Source organism: Aphanizomenon flos-aquae FACHB-1287 (assembly GCF_014698755.1).
GTDB classification, from domain to species: Bacteria; Cyanobacteriota; Cyanobacteriia; order Cyanobacteriales; family Nostocaceae; genus Dolichospermum; species Dolichospermum flosaquae.
The window spans coordinates 1-21731 of record NZ_JACJTO010000034.1 but is presented as its reverse complement, the minus strand read 5'-3'; the positions used below and the strand labels follow the sequence as shown (position 1 = coordinate 21731).

Here is a 21731-nt window from a genome sequence, read left to right as displayed (position 1 = left end):
TGACTTTTGACTTCCGCGAAGCGGTACTAGCCTCCCGCGGCAAAAGTCACCATAATGATTATGGAAAGTAAGAGTCCAGGAGACAGTAGAGTTACTAGCACTAACAGATCATGAGCAGTCATAATTATTTGGGGTAGATTTGTCATTTGAATGTCATCTCTGTTATGCTAGTGCAAACAAGACTCATACGGGATTGTTAAAGAGATTTTTAACCTTTCTCTTTGATCTCTACCCTGGTACGACTAATCCCAGCAGTGGTTTTGAGGCCTCTTGTGCAGTGAGTCCGCGACTTTGGATTAAAACCCCAAAATTGCCTAGCCCCCCTGGATTAATTAATTGGTGTAATCCTTCCCGTCGCTGTAGCAACTGTGATATTGATTGCTGTTGAAAAGAAAGAGCAGCTAACCTTTCACCTATTCCCAATGCCATTAAAAATAAACCTTGCTGCGTCCAACCAACCTTTTGGAGTCCACACCGTTGACCCCAAGATGATAAAGCCGTAAAGTCAACATGAGCAGTGATATCTTGTTGCCCAACATTGACATAAGGATTATCATGATGACGATGCTGGTAGTAGCACTGGAGAGTTCCTTGCGATCGCCTGGGGTTATAATAACGATCAGCGGAGTAGCCATAATCAATTGTTAACACATACCCCCGTTGCAAGCAGTCTGCCACTATACCCAACCAATTCAAAGCTGCTAAATTAATTTCACTGCGATAGCCATTTTCATAAGTATTTTGGCTTAAATCAATCCCCACCAACTGTAAATATTCTCCTAATTGCGGTGTTGATGGTTCTCCTATGACTTCAATAAATATAGGTAACTTAGCGGTTATTTCCTCCAATTGTGGCCGAATAGTAACATAAATTTCCCGCAATTCCCCCGCTACTATTGTAAATTGATGGACGGGAAAAGCATCCACCAATTCATTAGAAAAGAAGCAACCAGTTAGGGATTGCAATGGAATTTCTTCCAAGTTACACCAATTTACAGCAAAATCTTGTAGCCGTTGTTGTTGTTCTTGTTTTAAACTTTGTGATTTTTCAACAATAATATAGGATACAGCCGCCCAAAAATCTGGGTATTCTTGCCGGATATAATTAAGGACATGAGATGCTAAAATACCTTGTCCCGCACCCATTTCCACCAAATCAAAATGTATAGGTTGATCTAAAATCACCCACATTTGGTAAAATTGCCTAGCCAGTAACTCCCCAAAATCAGCCCCTAAACTGACAGATGTGAAAAAATCACCACCCCGAAATCCGATTTTGACCGCATCACTAGAATAATAACCATATTCTGGGTGATATAACACCATATCCATATATTCCGCAAAGGTAATTCGTTGTTGGGGACTGGTGATAATCCGATGAGCTATAACTTGACATAATGGGGAATAGGAATCCATAAAATTTACCCTTGATTGTTAACTAATACTTTTAACCAAGATATATTCAGACATCAGACAGAACGCTATATTATGAATCAAACCTATACAACCGATGTCCTAGTTGTCGGTGGTGGCACCGGCGGCACAGCAGCCGCTATTCAAGCAGCGAGACAAGGTGTAAAAACCATCTTAGTAAGTGAATTTCCCTGGTTAGGAGGAATGCTTACCTCCGCCGGTGTATCCGCACCAGACGGAAACGAATTACAGGCCTTTCAAACAGGGTTATGGGGTGCTTTTTTACAGGAATTGCAACGCAGACAACCAGGAGGACTGGATCATAGTTGGGTGAGTTTCTTCAGTTATGACCCGCGCATAGGTGCAGAAATATTTGCCGATTGGGTGCGAGAATTACCTAATCTCCAATGGATTTCGGGACAAATTCCTTTAGAAGTATTGCGAACCCAAGACTGTATCACAGGTGTACGCTTCGCCAATTTTACCATCAACGCCAAAATTATTCTGGACGGCACAGAATTAGGAGACTTATTAGCCTTAGGAGAAGTCCCTCACCGTTGGGGTTGGGAATTACAGTCAGAATGGGGAGAACCCAGCGCCCCAGAAACATTTAACTCCCTAGTCCAAACCTATCCAGTACAAGCGCCGACTTGGGTAGTAGTCATGCAAGACTTTGGGGACAGTAACGCCCCAGCAATTACCCCAGCCCCTAATTATGATCCATCCCAGTTTACAACAGCTTGGGATCACTATAGTCCAGAAAAATTTTTGAACTATGGACGCTTACCAGCAGATAGATTTATGATTAACTGGCCTATTGCAGGCAACGATTACTGCCAAAATGCCAATCGGTTACTAGATATAGATGGCAAAAAGCAGGAATTTGTGCAAGAATGTTACTGGCACAGTCGGAATTTTGCCCATTTCATTCAAACTCAGTTTGGTCAGCGTTACGGATTAGCAGAAAACCTTTTTCCTCATGCTAACTCCGCCTTTGCTCTCCATCCCTATTATCGGGAAAGTCGCCGTTTGGTAGGCTTAACAACCATTTCTGAACAGGATATTTTGCCTTTAGCGAACAGTAAAACCGCATCAATATTTCCTGATGCTATCGCTGTCGGTAACTATGCCAATGATCATCATTATCCTGGTGTAGAATTTTTACTACAATCTAAATCTATCCGTTGGGGTGGAAGATGGACCGGAACGCCCTTTACTATCCCTTATCGCGCTCTGATTCCCACCACCACAGATGGTTTTTTAGTTTGCGAAAAAAACATTTCCGTTTCCCATATCGCTAACGGGTGTACAAGACTTCAACCAGTAGTCATGGGAATTGGTCAAGCCGCAGGTATGGCAGCCTCTCTTTGTATTCTGCTACAATGTCAGCCCAGAGATTTATCAGTGAAAATTTTGCAAGCTGCATTATTGACAGACCAAACTGCACCTAGCCTAATTGTTCCCCTGTTTAACTTATTAACTCATCATCCCGATTGGTTATACTGGCAAACTTATTATTTAGATCATCCAGAAGCCTATCCTGACGATGGTAACTGTCCTTGTGTTTCAGTAAAGTCAGACAACAAATTCGACCTTAACTGCTTCACAGGCAATTTCTACCCACTAGATTACCAAAATTACCAATTTAATATTACAAATGAAACCAATTTAACTACAAAAAATTGGCAGCTTGTTACATTGCGATCGCATATAGACCAGCAATTACAAGCTTTTCCTCCAGCAAAAATGCTCAAGATTTGGGGGAGGCCAAATTTTTCCGGAAATTGGTTACTTATTGAGCATCTCGAAGAATTATAAAAGTAACTTTTATTCAATTCCTCAATACTTTTTCCCGAATTTTCCGGATAGATATATAAAAGTAGAGTATTAGTGAAGTAGAGAGTTCTAAAATAGACATCTACTATGCGTGCTGCCATTTCACTTTTAGTATCGAGTCTGGTATGTGGCTCCTTAGCTTTTAACTGCAAAGCAGTACAGACTCATTTTTCCGCTCTGTCAACAGCTAAGTCCGATTACCAGCTTTCATCTTTATTAGACCAGGATTTCCACCTGGCTGATAAATCCAAACCCAGCCCCAATCAACCCGAAAAGCCCAATCCTCATCGAGGTAGTGGTCGCAGAAGCTTAAATGGATAAGCTGGCAATTTAAGTTCTGCCATGGAATCGTTGAGGCGTGATATCTGCCAATCTAGTAATGATATTACCGGATTACTGGATAATTTAAATCCTACGTAGGACTTCTTGAATTAAGACAACATAGACAGTTACAGCACTACACTTGTTTGATTCTCTTATTCAATATTTACCTTTCCCTGGTATTAGGTATAGCTAGTCACACTACTATATCTTAGATCAGTTGTGTGGCTTTTGGGTCATCACACAAGCTATCAGTATTTCCGTTTCTCGGCCAAACACATAGACAGTTACAGCACTTCATAATTTCTGGCAAATTGTTCAATATTTCAGCAAAAAAATCCGGTAATTAGTCAAAATTTGGTGTGTATTGGTGATTTAGTCATTAATACACGACCATAATTACCTCGTTTAATGTTTAGGCGTTAATAGGCGGGAATAATTACCGGAATTGAAAAAAGCAATCTTTTGGTTAAATTTGGTCAAATCATCACTTTAGATCAAGTTTCTCTCATTAACTTTAGTATTTGTCCATTACCACAGGTCACATCTATGACTCGGAGTTGTCCTTGGGGAAATGGTTAAAAGCTATCGGTTGGGACTTGAGAGAGATTTGGCTAAAGTGATGGATAAATTCAGTTTCTCAACCTTTTTACTAACTTGCCCAAATTTTTATAGCCAAAAGAATGGAAAATATAAATCATTCATGACAATTTTTGCCTGTTAACAGGTGTGAATGATTGATTTTATGGACATACAAACCGCGATAGTCGCCATCTTAGCCTTCTACGTCGCCTGGAATTTGGGTGCAAATGATGTTGCTAATGCCATGGGTACTTCGGTGGGTTCTCAGGCCATTACCCTCGAACAGGCCATCATTATTGCTGGGGTGTTAGAGTTTCTTGGTGCTGTCTTATTTGGACAAGAGGTAACTTCCACCCTTGGCACAAAAATAGCTAATCCAGCCTTATTCGCTGGGACACCACAAACTTTAGCTATGGGAATGATTTCGGTACTTCTCACCTCTGGGGTGTGGTTACAAATTGCCACAGCTAGAGGTTTGCCCGTTTCTTCATCTCATGCCGTCGTGGGAGCGATCGCTGGCTTTAGTTGGGTATCATTAGGAATAGAGGCAATAGATTGGTCATCCATTGGTTTAATTACCATTGGCTGGATTTTAACACCGATTATCAGTGGAGTTATTGCCCTAAGTTTGTATAGTCTGATTCGGCACTGGATTTTTAACCAACCCCATCCCCTATTACAGTTACAGGAATGGATTCCCTGGTTAAGCACCCTACTCTTGAGTGTATTTGGACTTATTGTTCTCCCCACAATCATTCAATCTCTGAATCAGTTTTTACCAGAACAGGGAAATTTACATATTCCTCCCCATGACATCAGCCTATTTATCACTGGAATGGCGGCAGTTAGCTTGACTTTGATTAGTTGGCGACAATTAGCAGATGGTCGAATTGAAAATACAATTCAAGGTTTATTTGCCAATTTTCAGGTTTTGAGCGCTTGCTTTGTGGCTTTTGCCCATGGTTCTAATGATGTTGGTAATGCCATTGCTCCCCTAGCAATAATTTCTTATATTCATCAACAGGGTAGAGTCCCCAATGATCAACTAACGATTCCTCTCTGGATTCTGGTTCTCGGTGCAATGGGAATTGTGGCAGGTTTAGCTGCTTGGGGTAAAAAAGTTATTGCTACTATTGGTGAAAATATTATCCCTCTAGAACCTAGTAGTGGATTTTGTGCGGAATTGGCCACAGCTATCACTATTTTACTGGCTTCTCGCTTAGGTTTACCTGTTTCTACTTCCCACGCCCTTGTTGGTGGAGTTGTGGGCATTGCAGTTGTACAAAATATTAAATCAATAAAATTTTCCACTATCCAAAATATCGCTGCGGCCTGGTTAATTACAATTCCTATCAGCGCTGCCTTTAGTGCTACTATTTTTGTTTGCCTAATGGCAATTTTCTAACTTTAAATAAAAATACTAATCAGAATTTTCCAATGTTAGTGGTATGCAATTAATTAAGGCATTTACGGGGTAGGGTGTTTGTATCTCTCCTTATGGAGAAGGTAATAGCATTCCGCACTGATTAGATGCTTGTAGTTAGGTATTTATTTGTAAGGCTTTCATGATATTGCCTCAAGAAATGATAGGTACTAGTGTGGGATTATGTTAATTAATTTTATAACTTCGGCAAAATTTTTCAGTTTCCTGTTCTTTCTCAAGGAAAATTAATAAATATAAGTCGGTTAGGGTAGTGTCCCTGGTCATCGGGGCCGCAATTTAATCATCAAGGTGTTAGAGGCTAGAAACTGATGGGGCGATTTGAGAAGCGACCAGAAAATCCACGCATTAGAGGTGAGCTATCCAGAGCTGCTGAAAATGCTTTATGGGATGTAGTTGAGGATTTAGAAAATCTCCAACAAAATCTGTTGAGGTCGTTACAGGAAGACGTAAAACGACTAGAAATTGAGAAAAACCGCTTATCTAGCGATATTCAAAGATTAATTGAGGAAAAAGAAAATTTACAACAATCACGACAAATCACTGAGCAACAGGTACTAATTCGTCAATTAGCAGAGGTTTTAGCTAAACACATATCTTCCCAATTGCAATCCTCTCTGAAAACTTTAGCCACTCAAGCCGTAGAATATAACTCTTCTGATTCGTCCGCGCTGCAAAATCCTCAATTAGATAATCATGCTGTTCATGAAATTGGACAAAATGTTACTAATATGCTAAGTAGCCTGGATGATTCTGTAACTATTGCTTTTAGTTCGCTGTTACAAGAACTCAAAGACTATCAAGGTGATCTTTCCCAACAGTTGTCGCGGATGTATAGTCAACAACAGCAAGGGGAGGCAATATTAGCGGAATTTGTCAATCGTCTCCGTAGTCAGGTAGAAAAAAATCAAGATGCTACTTCTGTCAAGGTAATAACGGAGGGCGCACCCACGGTTTTGCAATTAGCTGATAACCTGCGCGGTGAAGCCATAATTTATCAAAATGGTTCTACTCAAAATGGTTCTACGGAAAAATCCCCACCAAGACCTTTAATGGATCATGGATCACCACATCCTGATTCTACATCAGCCGCTAATGCGATTATATTATCTTCACCAACAGATAAAATCCCTGAACCCAGTTCTTTTATAAGTCCAGATTTACCGACAGCAATACAAACTGATCAAAATTCGGAATCCAGTTCTTTCATTAGTCCAGATTTACCACCGACGAACACACACCCTGAACTTAGTGCTGTCTTAAATTCTCAGGTATTAATTGCACCATCCCTGGAACATATCACACCTGAACCACCTTCTGTTTTAACTCCTAATTTATCAACGGGACGACCCCCAACCCCAAAATTAAGACGGGAAAGCACTTCTAAAGACAAAACAACTCCCAATCTACAAATAACTCCCAGACAACTAAGATCCCGCACATCTCCCAACTGGTCAGAATTACAAATGGGTTTTTTGTTGATCTCTGTGTCTACCGTGGTTTCGTCTCTTTATAATGTAGCAATTAAAGGGATTTTCCTGACAGCTTCTAATTCCTTGGGAGAATTGTCAACGCAGCAGTTAATTCTGCCGACTTTGGGTAATATTTTCTTAATTTTAATGTTGCGTTTATTAGTGGTTGTACCATTAATGTTACTTTTATCACCTATATTACATCCGCGTATTTGGCAAGAATTAGAAGATTTATTGACTTCACTACGAGCAAATGCAAATCCTAGTCAGAACAAAACCAAACAGGCTTTATTTTTGTCAGTAATTAGCGGTTGTTTATTATTTGTATCACAGGTATTTATTTATGTTGCTATTGGTGAAGTCACAACAGGAATGGCAATCGCCCTCTTTTTTATCTATCCGGTAATGAGCGTATTTTTGTCCTGGTTTCTATTTCGGGAACGTCCTAATTTATTGGTGACAGGGTCAATAGCAGCGGTTTTCTGCGGTGAACTGTTAATTTTGGGTAATCAGTCAGGTATGAATAATATCTCATTGGGAGGCACTACAGCTATTCTAGCTGGCATAGCCTTTGCAATTTATCTCGTTGTCACCAGAATATGTGCTACTAAACTTAAACTACATCCCGTATCTTCAGCTTTAATTCAATTCACTACTATGTTAATATTAAGTTTTATCTGTTTAATTATACCCTTACCCAGTAATTTAGGTTTAACAATTAATCCATCTAATGCCCTTGAATTAGTATTAAGTGCGTTTATACTAGGTGTCTTAACCTTGTGTGGTTACTTATTCAATAATTTTGGCATCCGTAAATTAGGTACTCATATTTCATCCTTAATTGGAGCTACAGTCCCTATTCTAACAGTAATTTTTGCTGGTTTAATGCTACAAGAATCTCTAAATATTACCCAAATCATAGGAGTGATTTTAGTCACAGTCGGTGCATCTAGTATTAGCTGGAGAAAAACGCCAAATCAGCTACAAGCATCTAAATAGGATTTGTTGAAAAAGGTTTATAATAACAGTAAAGCGTGGTGTCAATTTTAATTCCGACCCCTGTAAAAAAATATGGGAAAAATATATAGATATTTCTAAAGTAATAAGTTATAATATTTTCTTAGGTTAAGATCTGAAATGCAAATCATCTAAAGTTTCTCCGTCTTACCCTATACCCCTATGTCCCAACATCCTGAGTATCTAAAGTTTTTAACTAATACCAGGTAAAAGGGTTAGTTAGCCTGACGCGAAAAACTAGCAATTTACACTCCGGACATTGAAAACCTAAAATTTTCCGAGTCAACCCAAAACTTTAGGCTTAGATGTAAAATATTTTTTCCAAGTGGGTGTATAATTCTTAGTTTGATTTGAATATCACACTTGTAAACAAGTTATTCATCCGTCTGTATAATATGACCAACGACATAGATCTGATCAAGCGTCTTGGACCTAGTGCGATGGATCAGATCATGCTTTATCTAGCCTTCAGTGCCATGCGTACAAGCGGACACAGGCATGGAGCATTTTTAGATGCAGCCGCAACAGCAGCCAAGTGTGCAATTTACATGACCTATTTAGAGCAGGGACAAAACCTGCGAATGACCGGGCATTTGCATCACCTTGAGCCGAAGCGAGTTAAAATCATTGTTGAAGAAGTAAGACTGGCTTTAACTGAGGGCAAGCTTCTAAAAATGTTGGGTTCTCAAGAACCGCGCTATCTGATCCAACTTCCCTATGTTTGGATAGAAAAATATCCTTGGCAACCAGGAAGGTCCCGCGTTCCCGGTACAAGTCTAACCAGTGAAGAGAAAAAACTAATTGAGAAAAAGCTCCCAGACAACCTTCCTGATGCGAAGTTAGTTTCCTCATTTGAATTTATGGAGTTAATTGACTTTCTGCATAAGCGATCCCAGGAAGAATTACCTTCTAATCACCAGATGCCCTTGAGTGAAGCCTTCGCAGAACACATCAAGCGCCGTCTGCTGTATTCAGGAACGGTAACACGGATTGATTCTCCGTGGGGAATGCCATTTTATGCTCTCACACGTCCATTCTATTCTCCTGCTGATGATCAAGAACGTACGTACACGATGATAGAAGATACGGCTCGGTATTTCCGAATGATGAAATATTGGGCAGATCGTAAACCAAATACGATGCGGGCTGTTGAAGAACTGGATATTCCCAGTGATTGGATCGATTTAGCCATGGAAGAACTAGACGGAATTATTCGGTCTTGGGGTGATAAATATCACCAAGAGGGCGGAGTACCGATGGTTTTACAAATGGTTGTCGGTAGTAAAGATGAATAGAAAACATAATTTTTATGTTGCGTAGGGTGGTTGGTATACTCACCAGCCCTACAGTTATCTATTTACTTATTGGGAGTTGATGACTTTGGTTTTGTCTCTTCATTGGGTTTAACCAATGGCTTTGTGGACACCGCGCCAAAACCGCTAGATCCTTCACTGGCATTAATACAAGTATCTAATGCCTGAGTATGAGTCAAATCATCAATTTCCCGATGTAAACCAACTACACACTCAGCAAAGTTTACTGGTAACAAACTGCGACCACAGGATGTTAAAGTAGCTGAATTTTCCAATCCCTGATAACTCTCACTAATGCTAACTACACAGGTTGCTAAATCCTGTGGACGACGGGCTTGCTCACAGGAAGAAAGGGCATCCACAGGTGTAATTTGTGTAAGTTTGTGAATTTTTACTACACATGATGATAACTCTCGTGGGTAGAGTGATCCGGCACAACTTTGAGATGCTGATTTAGCTGTGACACCGACTCTCCCTAGTTGAGCAACACAAAGCCGATAGTCATTCCGATATGAATCGGTGACAGCCAGAGTCGGTAAACTACTGGTTAGCAATCCACCTATAGTTATAAATGATGCTGTAAATGCTCCGAAGGAATAATTGATTTGTTTGTTCCCAAAGTTACTCATTTTTTCTCGCTTTTTAACATAATTGTTTTTGATTCAACCAAGATTATGCTACCGTAGAATCTAGTTCCAATCTTCTACTATCAGGTAATGTCGGTGCAATCACCAAAAATCCTCCGAAAATTAGTGAATTTAACGGGTTGATTTCTCTGAAAATTAGCGGTAATAAAAGACAATTTAGCTATAAAATGTCTATGCTTTTGGGAACTATGCCATAATGGTAGGTCTGAATAAAATTTTAGAAGGATTAAATTAAGGAAACTCATGTCCCGATATAGAGGACCCCGCCTCAGAATTGTCCGTCGTTTAGGCGAATTACCAGGCTTAACTCGGAAGAGTGCTAGACGTGCCTATCCCCCTGGACAACATGGCCAAAACCGTAAAAAGCGTTCCGAGTATGCTATCCGTCTAGAGGAAAAGCAAAAACTCCGCATGAACTATGGTTTAACGGAAAAACAAATGCTGCGTTATGTCCGTAAAGCTAGACGAGTAGCTGGTTCTACCGGACAGGTGTTATTGCAATTGTTAGAAATGCGCCTGGATAACACCGTTTTTCGGATGGGTATGGCTCCCACAATCCCAGCCGCCCGTCAATTGGTAAATCATGGTCACGTAACTGTGAATGGCCGGCCAGTAAATATTGCCAGCTATCAATGCCGTCCTGGTGAGGAAGTCGCTGTGAGAAACAGAGAAGCTTCTAAGAAGTTGGTGGAAGCTAATTTGCAATACCCCGGTTTAGCTAATCTTCCTAGTCATCTAGAGTTTGATAAAACCAAGTTGTCTGGTAAGGTGAATAGTGTGATTGAACGGGAATGGGTAGCGCTACAAGTTAATGAACTACTCGTGGTGGAATACTACTCACGTCAAGCGTAATAGTCAGTGGTCAGTGGTCAATGGTCAGTGGTCAGTGGTCAGTGGTCAGTGGTTATTAAATAAGCAACAACTGACAACGAACAACTGACTAATGACTAACCACCAATCTGCGACATGGTACGGGTGTATGTGCCGACAGTACCAGAGTCGCGTTGTTTAAAGTTTATTTCTGATTTGATATTTAAAATTTGTCTGACTTGTGTTTGTAATTCATTGGTACTGATACCAGCACGTAGGGATGTTTTTAGGTCTAGTTGACCTGTTTCGTTTAATAAACAAGGACGTAGCCAACCATCGGCGCTAAGACGCATCCGGTTACAGCGATCGCAAAAACATTCTGACATTTGGCTAATAAATCCTAGTGTTCCTTGAGCCCCGGGAATTTGAAATACATCCGCTGGTCCGTTACCACGAATTTGTGATTCTGTCAAGCCCCAACGCTCACGGATAGCTTGACGTAAATCAGATGAGGATATCCAACCGCGATCGCTAAATAGGTCTCCGTTGCCAATGGGCATAAATTCAATAAATCGGACGTGCCATTGTTTATCAATAGTTAAAGCTGCTAGATCTAAAATTTCATGGTCATTAACGCCAGGAATTACAACTACATTTAATTTTAATGGGTTGAATCCTACATTATAAGCAGTTTGGATGCCTTGCCATACTTGTTGCCAACGTCCACGTCCATGATTACCGATAATTTGTTCAAATATATGTGAATTTAGAGAATCTAAACTGATATTAATTCTTCTTAAACCTGCATTATAGAGATTTTGAGCGATGGGGGCGAGTAAAAACCCATTGGTTGTGATTGCCAGATCTTGGGTTTGGGGAAGATGAGCAATTTTTTCGACTAAATCGACTATGTGGGGACGGAGTAAGGGTTCACCACCAGTTAAGCGAAAGCGGGTAAAACCGACGGGAATAAATACTTCTTGAATGAGGGTAAGCAGTTCCTCGTCAGTTAATAATTGCTGTTGAAGGATATAATCAAGTTCTGAACCTTCTGGCATACAATATTGACAACGAAAGTTACAGCGATCAATTAAACTGATGCGGAGGTAGTCCACCTGGTTTATAATTTCGCTAGTTGTCATGTTAGGAAAAGGGGTGACAGATTAAACAGTTTGATCTTAACTTATGAACAGGGAACAGAGGAGAGAAATATTCTTTTGCAACTGACAACTGACAATCGACAACTAACAGGTTGATCATTTAATCTTGTAGCTGTAATCGTTGATTTAACTTGATTCAGAAATTATTAGATAATGAATTTTTGCCAAACGTGATTTTAATTGCAGATTGATTATGTTGAATATAGCTAATTTCCCGTGGTTAACGACGATCATTTTATTCCCTATAGCCGCATCACTACTACTTCCTATCATTCCCGATAAAGACGGAAAAACCGTGCGCTGGTATTCTCTGATTGTTGGGTTGATAGATTTTGTCCTGATAGTCTGGGCTTTTTACACTGGATACGATTTCTCTAATCCTGACTTGCAACTAGTAGAGAGTTATCCCTGGGTGCCACAGTTGGGTTTAAATTGGTCTTTAGGGGTTGATGGCTTGTCCATGCCTCTAGTTCTTTTGACCGGGTTTATTACCACTTTGGCGATTTTAGCAGCTTGGCCTGTAACGTTGAAGCCGAAATTATTTTATTTCCTAATTTTGGCAATGTATGGTGGTCAAATTGCGGTTTTCGCTGTCCAGGATATGCTGTTATTTTTCCTGGTGTGGGAACTGGAACTTGTACCAATATACTTCCTGCTATCAATTTGGGGAGGTAAAAAGCGTCAGTATGCAGCAACTAAGTTTATTTTGTACACTGCTGGTGGTTCACTGTTTATTTTGCTGTCTTCCTTGACAATGGGGTTTTATGGCGGTACGGTGACTTTTGATATGCGATCGCTGGCATTGAAAGATTTTGACCTAAATTTACAACTTTTACTCTATGCTGGCTTCCTAATTGCCTATGCTGTGAAGTTGCCAATCATTCCCCTCCATACCTGGCTACCAGATGCCCACGGTGAGGCTACAGCGCCCGTACATATGTTACTGGCAGGTATTTTGTTAAAAATGGGTGGTTATGCCTTAATTCGCATGAATGCCCAAATGCTACCGGATGCTCACGCTTATGTTGCACCAGTATTAGTGGTTTTGGGGGTAGTAAATATCATCTATGCGGCCTTAACGTCCTTTGCCCAGAGGAACTTAAAACGGAAAATTGCCTACTCTTCAATTTCCCACATGGGTTTTGTGCTGATTGGGATTGCCTCTTTCACTGATTTAGGTTTAAGTGGAGCAGTTTTACAAATGGTTTCTCATGGATTAATTGGGGCAAGTTTGTTCTTTTTAGTCGGTGCAACTTATGATCGCACACATACCCTGATGTTAGATGAAATGGGTGGTGTTGGCAAGAAGATGCAGAAGATTTTCGCTATGTTCACAACTTGTTCAATGGCTTCTTTAGCATTACCAGGAATGAGCGGTTTTGTCGCTGAATTAATGGTATTTGTGGGCTTTGCAACTAGCGATGCTTATAACCCGACATTCAAAGTTATTGTCATTTTCTTAATGGCTGTTGGTGTGATTTTAACGCCAATTTATTTACTATCAATGTTGCGGGAGATTTTCTACGGACAAGAGAATGAAGAGTTGGTTTCTCATCAAAATTTAATAGATGCTGAACCCCGCGAAGTCTTTATCATTGCCTGTTTGTTGATACCTATTATTGGTATTGGTTTTTATCCTAAGTTACTCACCCAAATGTATGACGCGACAACTGTACAATTAACAGCAAGACTGCGGGATTCTGTACCAACTTTAGCCGCAAATAAGGAACTACAAAATATCTCTTTGAGTGCGCCGATAATTGGTAATTAATTCATAATTAAAACTGGGGTGGGTTTGATACCTACCCTTGTTTATTAAGTAATTGATGAAATAGGAGATAGAAAAGATGATTTAGTATTATAGCAATTTCCCGCCAATTCATGTACAAGGAGTGAGAATTAAACGCAGATAAACACAGATAATTTTGTACCTAATTAAATTTGGAAAACCTAATAAAGCTGGTTACATATAATCAATAACCCTTATATGTTTCCATATTATGGTATTATGTCCAAATATTTACCCTTTGCCAGATCTCAAATCCTCGCTTTAGCATAACAAATACATAACAGCGTCAATCTATTTGCGAGAAAGATAGTAAATGGGTGTGTACAAATGCAGGTTATTAGGTTTATATAAATCGGAGCGGCGGGATTCGAACCCACGACCTCCACTACCCCAAAGTGGCGCGCTACCAAGCTGCGCTACGCCCCGTAAATGTGAGCCTTAGATCTTAGACTTTTGGAGTGGGGATGATTCCAAATTTATGAATCTAAAATTCATTAAGTCACTCTGACGAGTGTATCACAAGGTTAAAGAAAATAGCAAGGGGGTTTTCAGAAAACTTTTAACATTCCTGTTGCGGGCAACAATTCGGACACTGCTGAAGCTTCCCATTTACCTTCTGTTCCTCGTCCTGTATTCAGGATAAAGCGCAGACTATAAGTGTGAGGATAACCTTCCACCTCCATCCATAATAAATCACTTTCGGCTTCACAGACAATTTTTTCTGTATCCATTAATTCTGTAGCTAGATGCTTCATAGTATCTGCAAGCTGATTTAAAAGGCGACAAAATTCGTTTAATTCCGCTTCAGTTAATTCTATTGCCCAATCTTGGGTACCGACTAACCCTTTAAACTCTGGTGCATTTGGATTCCAACCTATACGCCAACCAGTCCCACTTTTAATTACTTGTTCCATAGTAATATATTCTCAGCCAGTCTTTCCCAATCTTAAATCTAAAATGCTATAATTCTTCAGCGATGGCTTGAGGATATTGGCAAACCTAATTTTGTAAACATTCCTAATTGGCGCACTTTCCGGTTAGGATAGTATATTCGTTCTATTAAAACTCCCGTCCAGTAATTTGGGAAAATCCTATACTTAGAGGCAAAAATGGCAGCTAATACTGAGACTTCTGGCAAGCAAAAAGCGTTAAATATCGTACTTGGACAAATTGAGCGCAGCTTCGGGAAAGGAGCAATTATGCGCTTAGGTGATGCTACCCGCATGAAGGTAGAAACAATATCCACCGGGGCACTCACCCTAGATTTAGCTTTGGGTGGTGGTTTACCGAAAGGACGGGTAATCGAAATCTACGGACCAGAAAGTTCTGGTAAAACTACTATCGCGCTTCATGCCCTCGCAGAAGTACAGAAAAATGGTGGTATAGCGGCATTTGTAGATGCTGAACACGCATTAGACCCTACCTATGCCGCTGCATTGGGTGTAGACATAGATAATTTGCTTGTTTCTCAACCAGATAATGGTGAATCAGCATTAGAAATAGTTGATCAACTTGTGCGCTCTGCGGCTGTTGATATTGTTGTGATTGACTCCGTTGCAGCTTTAGTACCCCGGGCCGAAATTGAAGGGGATATGGGGGATGTTCACGTAGGTTTACAGGCTCGGTTAATGAGCCAAGCCCTACGAAAAATTACTGGTAATATTGGTAAATCTGGATGTACAGTTCTTTTCATTAACCAATTGCGGCAAAAAATCGGTGTCACCTATGGTAGTCCAGAAACTACAACGGGTGGTAACGCGCTCAAGTTTTATGCTTCTGTGCGGTTAGATATTCGCCGAATTCAAACGTTGAAAAAAGGAACTGATGAATTTGGTAATCGGGTGAAAGTGAAAGTAGCTAAAAATAAAGTTGCACCACCGTTCAGAATTGCGGAATTTGACATTATTTTTGGTAAAGGTGTTTCTACCATTGGTTGTTTAGTAGATATAGCTGAAGAAACTGGTGTTATTCTGCGTAAAGGTGCTTGGTATAGCTACAATGGTGAAAACATTTCCCAAGGTAGAGATAACGCGATTAAATATGTAGAAGAAAAACCAGAATTTGCGGCCAAAATTAAAGAACAAGTTTTGGAAAAATTAGATAAAGGTGCTGTAGTTTCTGCTAATTCTGTTGTTCAACCCCATGACATAGAAGAGGAAGAAGAAATTGATTTAGAAGAGGAATAAATACTTGAGACAGTAGGGGCGCCTGGTCTGCGCCCAGTCAGGAGTTTTTTGGTTAAGAGCTTTTCATGACAGCTAATAATTCATGAGGATGATGAATTAAAAAATCTGGGTTTTGTTTGCTGAGGGCTTCGGGAGAATTAAAACCCCAACTAACTGCAATCACTTTGATATTTGCTTTTTTAGCAGATTCTATATCTCTAGTTTCATCTCCCACATAAATTACTGATTCTGGCTGGAAATGTTTTTGCCGTAAGACATTATTAATAATTGTGGTTTTACCAAAAATAGTGACTCCTGAATAAATAAAGTCAAACAAATAATCTAAGTTATGACACTTGAGAAATTCATTGACATTTTCTTGAGAGTTAGAAGTAATAATTCCCAAGTGATAACCTTGATGATGGAGTTCTATTAATGCGGTATTAATTCCCTCAATAGGCTTTAATTCTGGGATTTTATGTTTTAATTCTCCTTTTACTTTTTTGACCATAAAAGGAATTTTGAATAGGGAAACACCAGAATATTTAATAATTTCTCTGGCTGTTAAATTTCTCAGGAGAACTAGTTCTTGGGAATTAATCGGAACATATCCAAATTCCAGGGCTAAACGATTGGCAATAGTTACAAGAGCATCTACTGTATCAGCAATCGTCCCATCAAAATCAAAAATTATTATCTTCTGGGTCATTATTATGCCTGGATTTGTCAAGATTAGCGCGAGCATTACGTCGTAACATTTCTGGTTTAATGCGCCGCAGGGCTGATGCTGTGAATTGTGTATCCCACTCCTCCTTTGATATTTGGGCTAATTCTACCAGCTTGGGGGCTAAATTCCCAGGATAGGGTTGAAAATCTGTGACATCAGTAGTTTGAGCAAATCGCTGATTCCAAGGGCAGACATCTTGACAAATATCGCAACCTGCTACCCATCCTTGTAAATGAGGTGTTATGTCTGGTGGTAATTCCGGGGATCGATTTTCAATTGTATGATAGGCAATACAGCGATTAGCGTCTACGACAAAGGGTGCAGTAATTGCACCTGTTGGACAAGCTTGTAAACAACGAGTACAAGTTCCACAATGTTGGCTAGATGGGCGATCGCTTTCTAGGTCTATATTAGTTAATATTTCTGCCAAAAATACCCAAGAACCATATTTCCTAGTGATGACATTTCCATTTTTAGCAATCCAACCAATTCCAGCTTTTTGCGCCCAAACTTTATCTTGGACAGGTCCTGTATCTGCATAATAACGGGTTTTTATCTCCTTCCCTTGGGATTCTAGCCAAATAGCTAATGCTTTCAGCTTTTTGTGGATAATTCTATGATAATCTCGACCCCAGGCATAACGGGAAATTTTTCCGTATTCATTTCCGTGGGGACGTTCATGGGGGGTATAATAATTCAATGCTACAGATATGAGCGATCGCACATCTGGCATAATTAAACTAATCTGCTGACGCTGGGGATTTTCCATCCATTCCATGTCAGCGTGATAACCCATTTTTAGCCAAGCTGGCAATTTTTCTGTCTCTGTCGGATCTAAATCACCTACAGCAGTAATCCCCACTTCGTGAAATCCCAACTCTTTGGCTTTTGCTTTCACTACTATGCTGCTAATTGATGTACATTCAGGCATTTTTCTCTGGAAAATTTAGTAAGAAGTAGTGAAATGGCAAATACATTATACACCCAAATCATGATACATAATCTGGATATCCTTAATTCAGATCATGAAATTATGTAATCATAAATACCCATTTATCCTGAGAAAATAGCCAGGGGTAAAAATCTTTACCCTGTTTCCTCACAGACAATTATTGCGACTTGTTGAAGAAATTAGGGATCTAGTCTTAATAATGAATTTAAGGCAAAGGTGGAGTCGTTAAGTGCTAATCTAAAAGATGATATCACTTGATCTTCTGGTCTTTGACGACCAACTCTGAAAAATAGCTTCATTAATTTAGGCGCAGCATGGTCACCACCGCAGAAAAAACAAACATAGGTTACATTACCCAAGTAATTGGTCCGGTTGTAGACGTTAAGTTCCCCGGCGGTAAATTACCCCAAATCTACAACGCTTTAACCATCACAGGTACAAATGAAGCTGGACAAAATATCAGCTTAACCGTTGAAGTACAGCAACTTCTAGGCGACAACCAAGTACGCGCAGTTGCGATGAGTACCACCGACGGGTTAGTTCGTGGGTTAGAAGTAGTTGATACTGGTGCTCCGATTACAGTACCCGTTGGTAAGGCCACTCTAGGACGGATTTTTAACGTTTTAGGCGAACCTGTAGATCAGCAAGGTCCCGTAAACGCAGAAGCATCTTTACCTATTCACCGTGACGCTCCTAAATTCACAGATTTAGAAACCAAACCTTCTGTGTTTGAAACTGGGATTAAAGTTGTTGACTTGCTCACTCCCTACAAACGCGGTGGTAAAATCGGTCTGTTCGGCGGGGCTGGTGTTGGTAAAACCGTAATCATGATGGAATTAATCAACAACATCGCTACCCAGCATGGTGGTGTGTCTGTATTTGCGGGTGTTGGTGAACGCACACGCGAAGGAAATGACCTCTACAATGAAATGATGGAATCTGGGGTTATCAATAAAGACAACCTCAACGAGTCCAAAATTGCTCTAGTTTATGGTCAAATGAACGAGCCACCCGGAGCCAGAATGCGGGTTGGTTTGTCTGGTTTGACAATGGCTGAGTATTTCCGTGATGTCAACAAGCAGGACGTATTACTATTTGTTGATAACATTTTCCGGTTTGTACAAGCTGGTTCTGAAGTATCCGCGCTCCTAGGTCGGATGCCTTCTGCGGTAGGATATCAGCCTACTCTGGGTACTGACGTGGGTGCTTTACAAGAACGGATTACCTCCACCACCGAAGGTTCTATTACTTCTATTCAAGCTGTATATGTACCTGCGGACGACTTGACTGACCCCGCACCAGCAACTACCTTTGCTCACTTGGACGGTACAACAGTATTGTCTCGTAGTTTGGCTTCTAAGGGTATCTATCCTGCGGTTGATCCTTTGGGTTCTACTTCCACGATGTTACAACCTAATATTGTTGGTGATGAACATTACAGCACTGCACGGGCTGTACAATCCACCCTCCAACGTTACAAAGAACTCCAAGATATTATCGCTATTTTGGGTTTAGATGAATTGTCTGAAGAAGACCGTCTAATTGTGGCACGGGCACGGAAAGTTGAACGGTTCTTGTCTCAGCCTTTCTTTGTGGCTGAAGTATTTACCGGTTCTCCTGGTAAGTATGTGAAGTTGGAAGACACCATTAAAGGATTCCAACAAATTCTTTCTGGGGAGTTAGATGCTTTACCTGAGCAAGCTTTCTACTTAGTAGGCGATATTACCGAAGCGAAAGCGAAAGCTGAAAAGTTGAAAGGTTAGTCATTCGTCATTAGTCAGTAGTCAGTGGTTTTTTATGCAACTGACAACTGACAATTGACAATTGACAAAAGGCAAATGACAAAGGACAACTGACAAATGACATTAACTGTTCGTGTAATTTCCCCAGACAAAACTGTTTGGGATGCTGAAGCTGATGAAGTAATTTTACCTAGCACTACTGGTCAGTTAGGTATCCTCAGCGGACACGCTCCAATGTTGACAGCTTTGGATATAGGTGTAATGCGTGTTCGTGCTACTAAAAATGCCAGTTGGCAAGCGATCGCTCTTTTAGGCGGTTTTGCGGAAGTTGATCAAGATGAAGTGACAATTTTAGTCAATGGTGCTGAACGTGGGGACAAGATTCAACTTGAAGAAGCCCGCACTGCCTTTAATGAAGCACAATCTGGCTTAAATCAAGTTAAACCAGAAGATCGTCAAGCACAAATCCAGGCGACAAAAGTGTTGAAACGCGCTCGTGCTCGTTTTCAAGCTGCCGGTGGTTTGGTGTAAAACAAATTTCCCGACTGCAAATTGTGAGGGTGGGCTATTTGTCCACCCCATGCTATTGATATTTTAATTTTATTAGCTTTCTATTTTAGATTCCTGATTAAATATCTGGCTCTATGGTAAATTACCAGTCAAAGAGATAATATTTTGCCATAATATTGATAATATTCAAACTAGACATCATGAATCATAAAACCATAGATTATAAGCGGGTGGCGGGAATCGAACCCGCATGATCAGCTTGGAAGGCTGGAGTTTTACCACTAAACTACACCCGCGTGTTTGTGATTTAATCAAGATAACATACCTTTTATTAAATTGCAAGTAGTTATGGAGAATTTATTGTTTTAATTTGTAGACGAATATATAAGTTACTCAACTGGGGTTTTGAACCGTCTTGATTGTAAGCAGCAAGAAAACTCTCTTCTGCAAATATCTGGTTAAGTGCTTGCTCATAAATATTTTTTTGACTAGGGAGTACGATTGGTTCAATATTTATGATTTTCGCTTGTTGAAACTTTCCATTGTCATCAATTATTAAACTAGCTAGTATATTTGCTGGTTTGAGATCCTTGTCAGTCGGAAGTACACTAATCTCTAATTCCTTTTCTGGACTTCCTTTGTATTCAGCGAGAACATCTGGTAAACCATCCGGTGACAGAGTTCTTTGTTGTATTAATTCACTAACTTGTTCTCTGTGTATAGGATTGATGGTAGCTATAGCACCCTCTCCAGTGACGGTTGGAGATGGTTCTAGGTTGGGATTTGTGGAGGGTTTTGCTGTGGGAGTCGGGAAATCAGTAGGAATATCTTGGGGTAGGGGTTTTTCCTTACCTAGTTTAATTTCTTGACGACTATTCCAGGGAAGTTCACTTTCTGGAATTATAGGTGTTACTTCTGCTATTGGTTTTGTGGGATAGAATTGCTGTCTAACTGGTGATTTTTGGACTTGAGGTTTTTGAACTTCAGGTTTTTGGACTTGAGGTTTTTGGACTTGAGGTTTTTGAACTTGAGGTTTTTGAACTTGAGGTTGTTGGACTTGAGGTTGTTGGACTTGAGGTTTTTGAACTTCAGGTTTTTGAACTTTATCCTGCTGTGGTAAATTAGTATCAGAAGTTATCTGATCATCATCCTGATTCTCGAGTTTAACAGGTAATGATTTTGGTAAAGGAGAAAAATAAGATTGTGTTTTAATCTTTGTAGTTGTTGGTTGAGGTTTAATTTTAGATTTTGGTTGAGAAGGAATTTCAATCAGGTCAATGGGAACAGAACTTTGGTTAGATTGCGGAAACCAAGGTTTAAAATTATTAGATGAACCTACTAACCAAAATACTAACAAATGAAGAGACAGTGAACCAATAGATACCATGATCCATAAACCAGGAGGATCAATATGTCTTCTAGAATTGTGAGATATAATTAACCTATCATGTAAGTGGTTATTCGTAATAGTCGATATCATGTTATATTAGGTAACAGAGAACTGGGAACTGGGAACTGGGAACTGGGAACTGGGAACTGGGAACTGGGAACAGGAAACAAGAGAAGGATTTCCTGATTCTTTCTTCTTTATTTCTTTATTTATTTCTTTCTTTATGCTTTTTTCTTTCTGCTAATAGCGCAGATTTGCTCATACTCCTGTATTCTTTGTTCAACACCCTGAGTCCAAGGCAGTTGTTTTACTATTTTATTAGGATACCATTTACAGCAGTTTGAGATCAAAAGCGGTACAAAGATGGTAAACTTTAAAGATGGAAAAAAAAGAAAATAATTGAGATATATATGGCAGCAGCATATTCGACTGATATAAGACAAA

17 protein-coding genes and 2 tRNA genes are annotated in these 21731 nt (G+C 40.0%); 10 read left to right on the top strand and 9 right to left on the bottom strand.

Going from position 1 to position 21731, the window contains the following annotated elements; genetic code table 11:
* Positions 1 to 228: 228 nt before the first annotated feature.
* Positions 229 to 1416 (bottom strand): class I SAM-dependent methyltransferase, encoded by a 1188-nt coding sequence (locus H6G44_RS15275; protein ID WP_190387402.1) that lies wholly within the window; start codon positions 1414 to 1416, stop codon positions 229 to 231.
* A gap of 69 nt (positions 1417 to 1485) precedes the next feature.
* Between H6G44_RS15275 and H6G44_RS15270 the strand changes: the two genes are divergently transcribed.
* From H6G44_RS15270 to hetR, 5 genes are all read left to right on the top strand, one after another.
* Entirely contained in the window at positions 1486 to 3231 is a 1746-nt protein-coding gene (locus tag H6G44_RS15270; protein ID WP_190387416.1) for an FAD-dependent oxidoreductase, read from the top strand.
* 105 nt (positions 3232 to 3336) lie between these two features.
* Positions 3337 to 3570 (top strand): heterocyst-inhibiting protein PatX, encoded by a 234-nt coding sequence (patX, locus tag H6G44_RS20380; protein ID WP_242031761.1) that lies wholly within the window; start codon positions 3337 to 3339, stop codon positions 3568 to 3570.
* A 745-nt stretch (positions 3571 to 4315) separates the two neighbouring features.
* Complete coding sequence (locus H6G44_RS15265; RefSeq protein WP_190387403.1) at positions 4316 to 5557, top strand: inorganic phosphate transporter; 1242 nt, start codon at positions 4316 to 4318, stop codon at positions 5555 to 5557.
* Between the two features lie 347 nt (positions 5558 to 5904).
* Entirely contained in the window at positions 5905 to 8064 is a 2160-nt protein-coding gene (locus tag H6G44_RS15260; protein WP_190387404.1) for a DMT family transporter, read from the top strand.
* Positions 8065 to 8477: 413 nt separating this feature from the next.
* Positions 8478 to 9377, top strand: coding sequence for a heterocyst differentiation master regulator HetR (gene hetR / locus H6G44_RS15255; protein ID WP_190387405.1), 900 nt, complete (start codon positions 8478 to 8480; stop codon positions 9375 to 9377).
* Between the two features lie 62 nt (positions 9378 to 9439).
* On the opposite strand, the gene H6G44_RS15250 is transcribed toward hetR, so the two are convergent.
* The gene (locus H6G44_RS15250; RefSeq protein WP_190387406.1) at positions 9440 to 10024 is read right to left on the bottom strand and encodes a hypothetical protein; all 585 of its coding nucleotides are present in this window, start codon (positions 10022 to 10024) and stop codon (positions 9440 to 9442) included.
* A gap of 261 nt (positions 10025 to 10285) precedes the next feature.
* Here H6G44_RS15250 and rpsD point away from each other — a divergent pair, with 261 nt between their 5' ends.
* Positions 10286 to 10894, top strand: a complete 609-nt coding sequence (gene rpsD, locus H6G44_RS15245; protein ID WP_190387407.1) for a 30S ribosomal protein S4 — start codon at positions 10286 to 10288, stop codon at positions 10892 to 10894.
* 95 nt (positions 10895 to 10989) lie between these two features.
* Here rpsD and moaA read toward each other — a convergent pair whose 3' ends face one another.
* Entirely contained in the window at positions 10990 to 11976 is a 987-nt protein-coding gene (gene moaA / locus H6G44_RS15240; RefSeq protein ID WP_190387417.1) for a GTP 3',8-cyclase MoaA, read from the bottom strand.
* A gap of 238 nt (positions 11977 to 12214) precedes the next feature.
* On the opposite strand from moaA, the gene H6G44_RS15235 reads away from it, so the two are divergent.
* Positions 12215 to 13783, top strand: coding sequence for an NAD(P)H-quinone oxidoreductase subunit 4 (locus H6G44_RS15235; RefSeq protein ID WP_190387418.1), 1569 nt, complete (start codon positions 12215 to 12217; stop codon positions 13781 to 13783).
* Between the two features lie 370 nt (positions 13784 to 14153).
* Here the strand turns inward: H6G44_RS15235 and H6G44_RS15230 are convergent.
* Together H6G44_RS15230 and H6G44_RS15225 are read right to left on the bottom strand one after the other, a co-directional pair.
* Positions 14154 to 14227, bottom strand: a tRNA-Pro gene (locus H6G44_RS15230).
* Positions 14228 to 14349: 122 nt separating this feature from the next.
* Positions 14350 to 14715 (bottom strand): DUF1818 family protein, encoded by a 366-nt coding sequence (locus H6G44_RS15225; RefSeq protein ID WP_190387408.1) that lies wholly within the window; start codon positions 14713 to 14715, stop codon positions 14350 to 14352.
* Positions 14716 to 14910: 195 nt separating this feature from the next.
* Here H6G44_RS15225 and recA point away from each other — a divergent pair, with 195 nt between their 5' ends.
* Positions 14911 to 15987 carry a recombinase RecA gene (gene recA / locus H6G44_RS15220; protein ID WP_190387409.1) on the top strand — a complete coding sequence of 359 codons (1077 nt, stop codon included), beginning with the start codon at positions 14911 to 14913 and terminating at the stop codon, positions 15985 to 15987.
* A gap of 52 nt (positions 15988 to 16039) precedes the next feature.
* Here recA and H6G44_RS15215 read toward each other — a convergent pair whose 3' ends face one another.
* Both H6G44_RS15215 and queG read right to left on the bottom strand, forming a co-directional pair.
* Positions 16040 to 16675: an HAD-IA family hydrolase gene (locus H6G44_RS15215; RefSeq protein WP_190387410.1), complete on the bottom strand. Its 636-nt coding sequence runs from the start codon at positions 16673 to 16675 to the stop codon at positions 16040 to 16042.
* Positions 16650 to 17624 carry a tRNA epoxyqueuosine(34) reductase QueG gene (queG, locus tag H6G44_RS15210; RefSeq protein ID WP_190387411.1) on the bottom strand — a complete coding sequence of 325 codons (975 nt, stop codon included), beginning with the start codon at positions 17622 to 17624 and terminating at the stop codon, positions 16650 to 16652. Before queG ends, H6G44_RS15215 begins: the two co-directional genes overlap by 26 nt.
* Positions 17625 to 17959: 335 nt before the next feature.
* Between queG and atpD the strand changes: the two genes are divergently transcribed.
* Both atpD and atpC read left to right on the top strand, forming a co-directional pair.
* The gene (gene atpD, locus H6G44_RS15205) at positions 17960 to 19408 is read left to right on the top strand and encodes a F0F1 ATP synthase subunit beta (RefSeq protein WP_190387412.1); all 1449 of its coding nucleotides are present in this window, start codon (positions 17960 to 17962) and stop codon (positions 19406 to 19408) included.
* A 96-nt stretch (positions 19409 to 19504) separates the two neighbouring features.
* Positions 19505 to 19918 (top strand): ATP synthase F1 subunit epsilon, encoded by a 414-nt coding sequence (atpC, locus tag H6G44_RS15200; protein WP_190387413.1) that lies wholly within the window; start codon positions 19505 to 19507, stop codon positions 19916 to 19918.
* A 204-nt stretch (positions 19919 to 20122) separates the two neighbouring features.
* Here atpC and H6G44_RS15195 read toward each other — a convergent pair.
* A tRNA-Gly gene (locus H6G44_RS15195) sits at positions 20123 to 20193 on the bottom strand.
* A gap of 50 nt (positions 20194 to 20243) precedes the next feature.
* Positions 20244 to 21377 carry a hypothetical protein gene (locus tag H6G44_RS15190; protein WP_190387414.1) on the bottom strand — a complete coding sequence of 378 codons (1134 nt, stop codon included), beginning with the start codon at positions 21375 to 21377 and terminating at the stop codon, positions 20244 to 20246.
* Between the last annotated feature and the right edge of the window lie 354 nt (positions 21378 to 21731).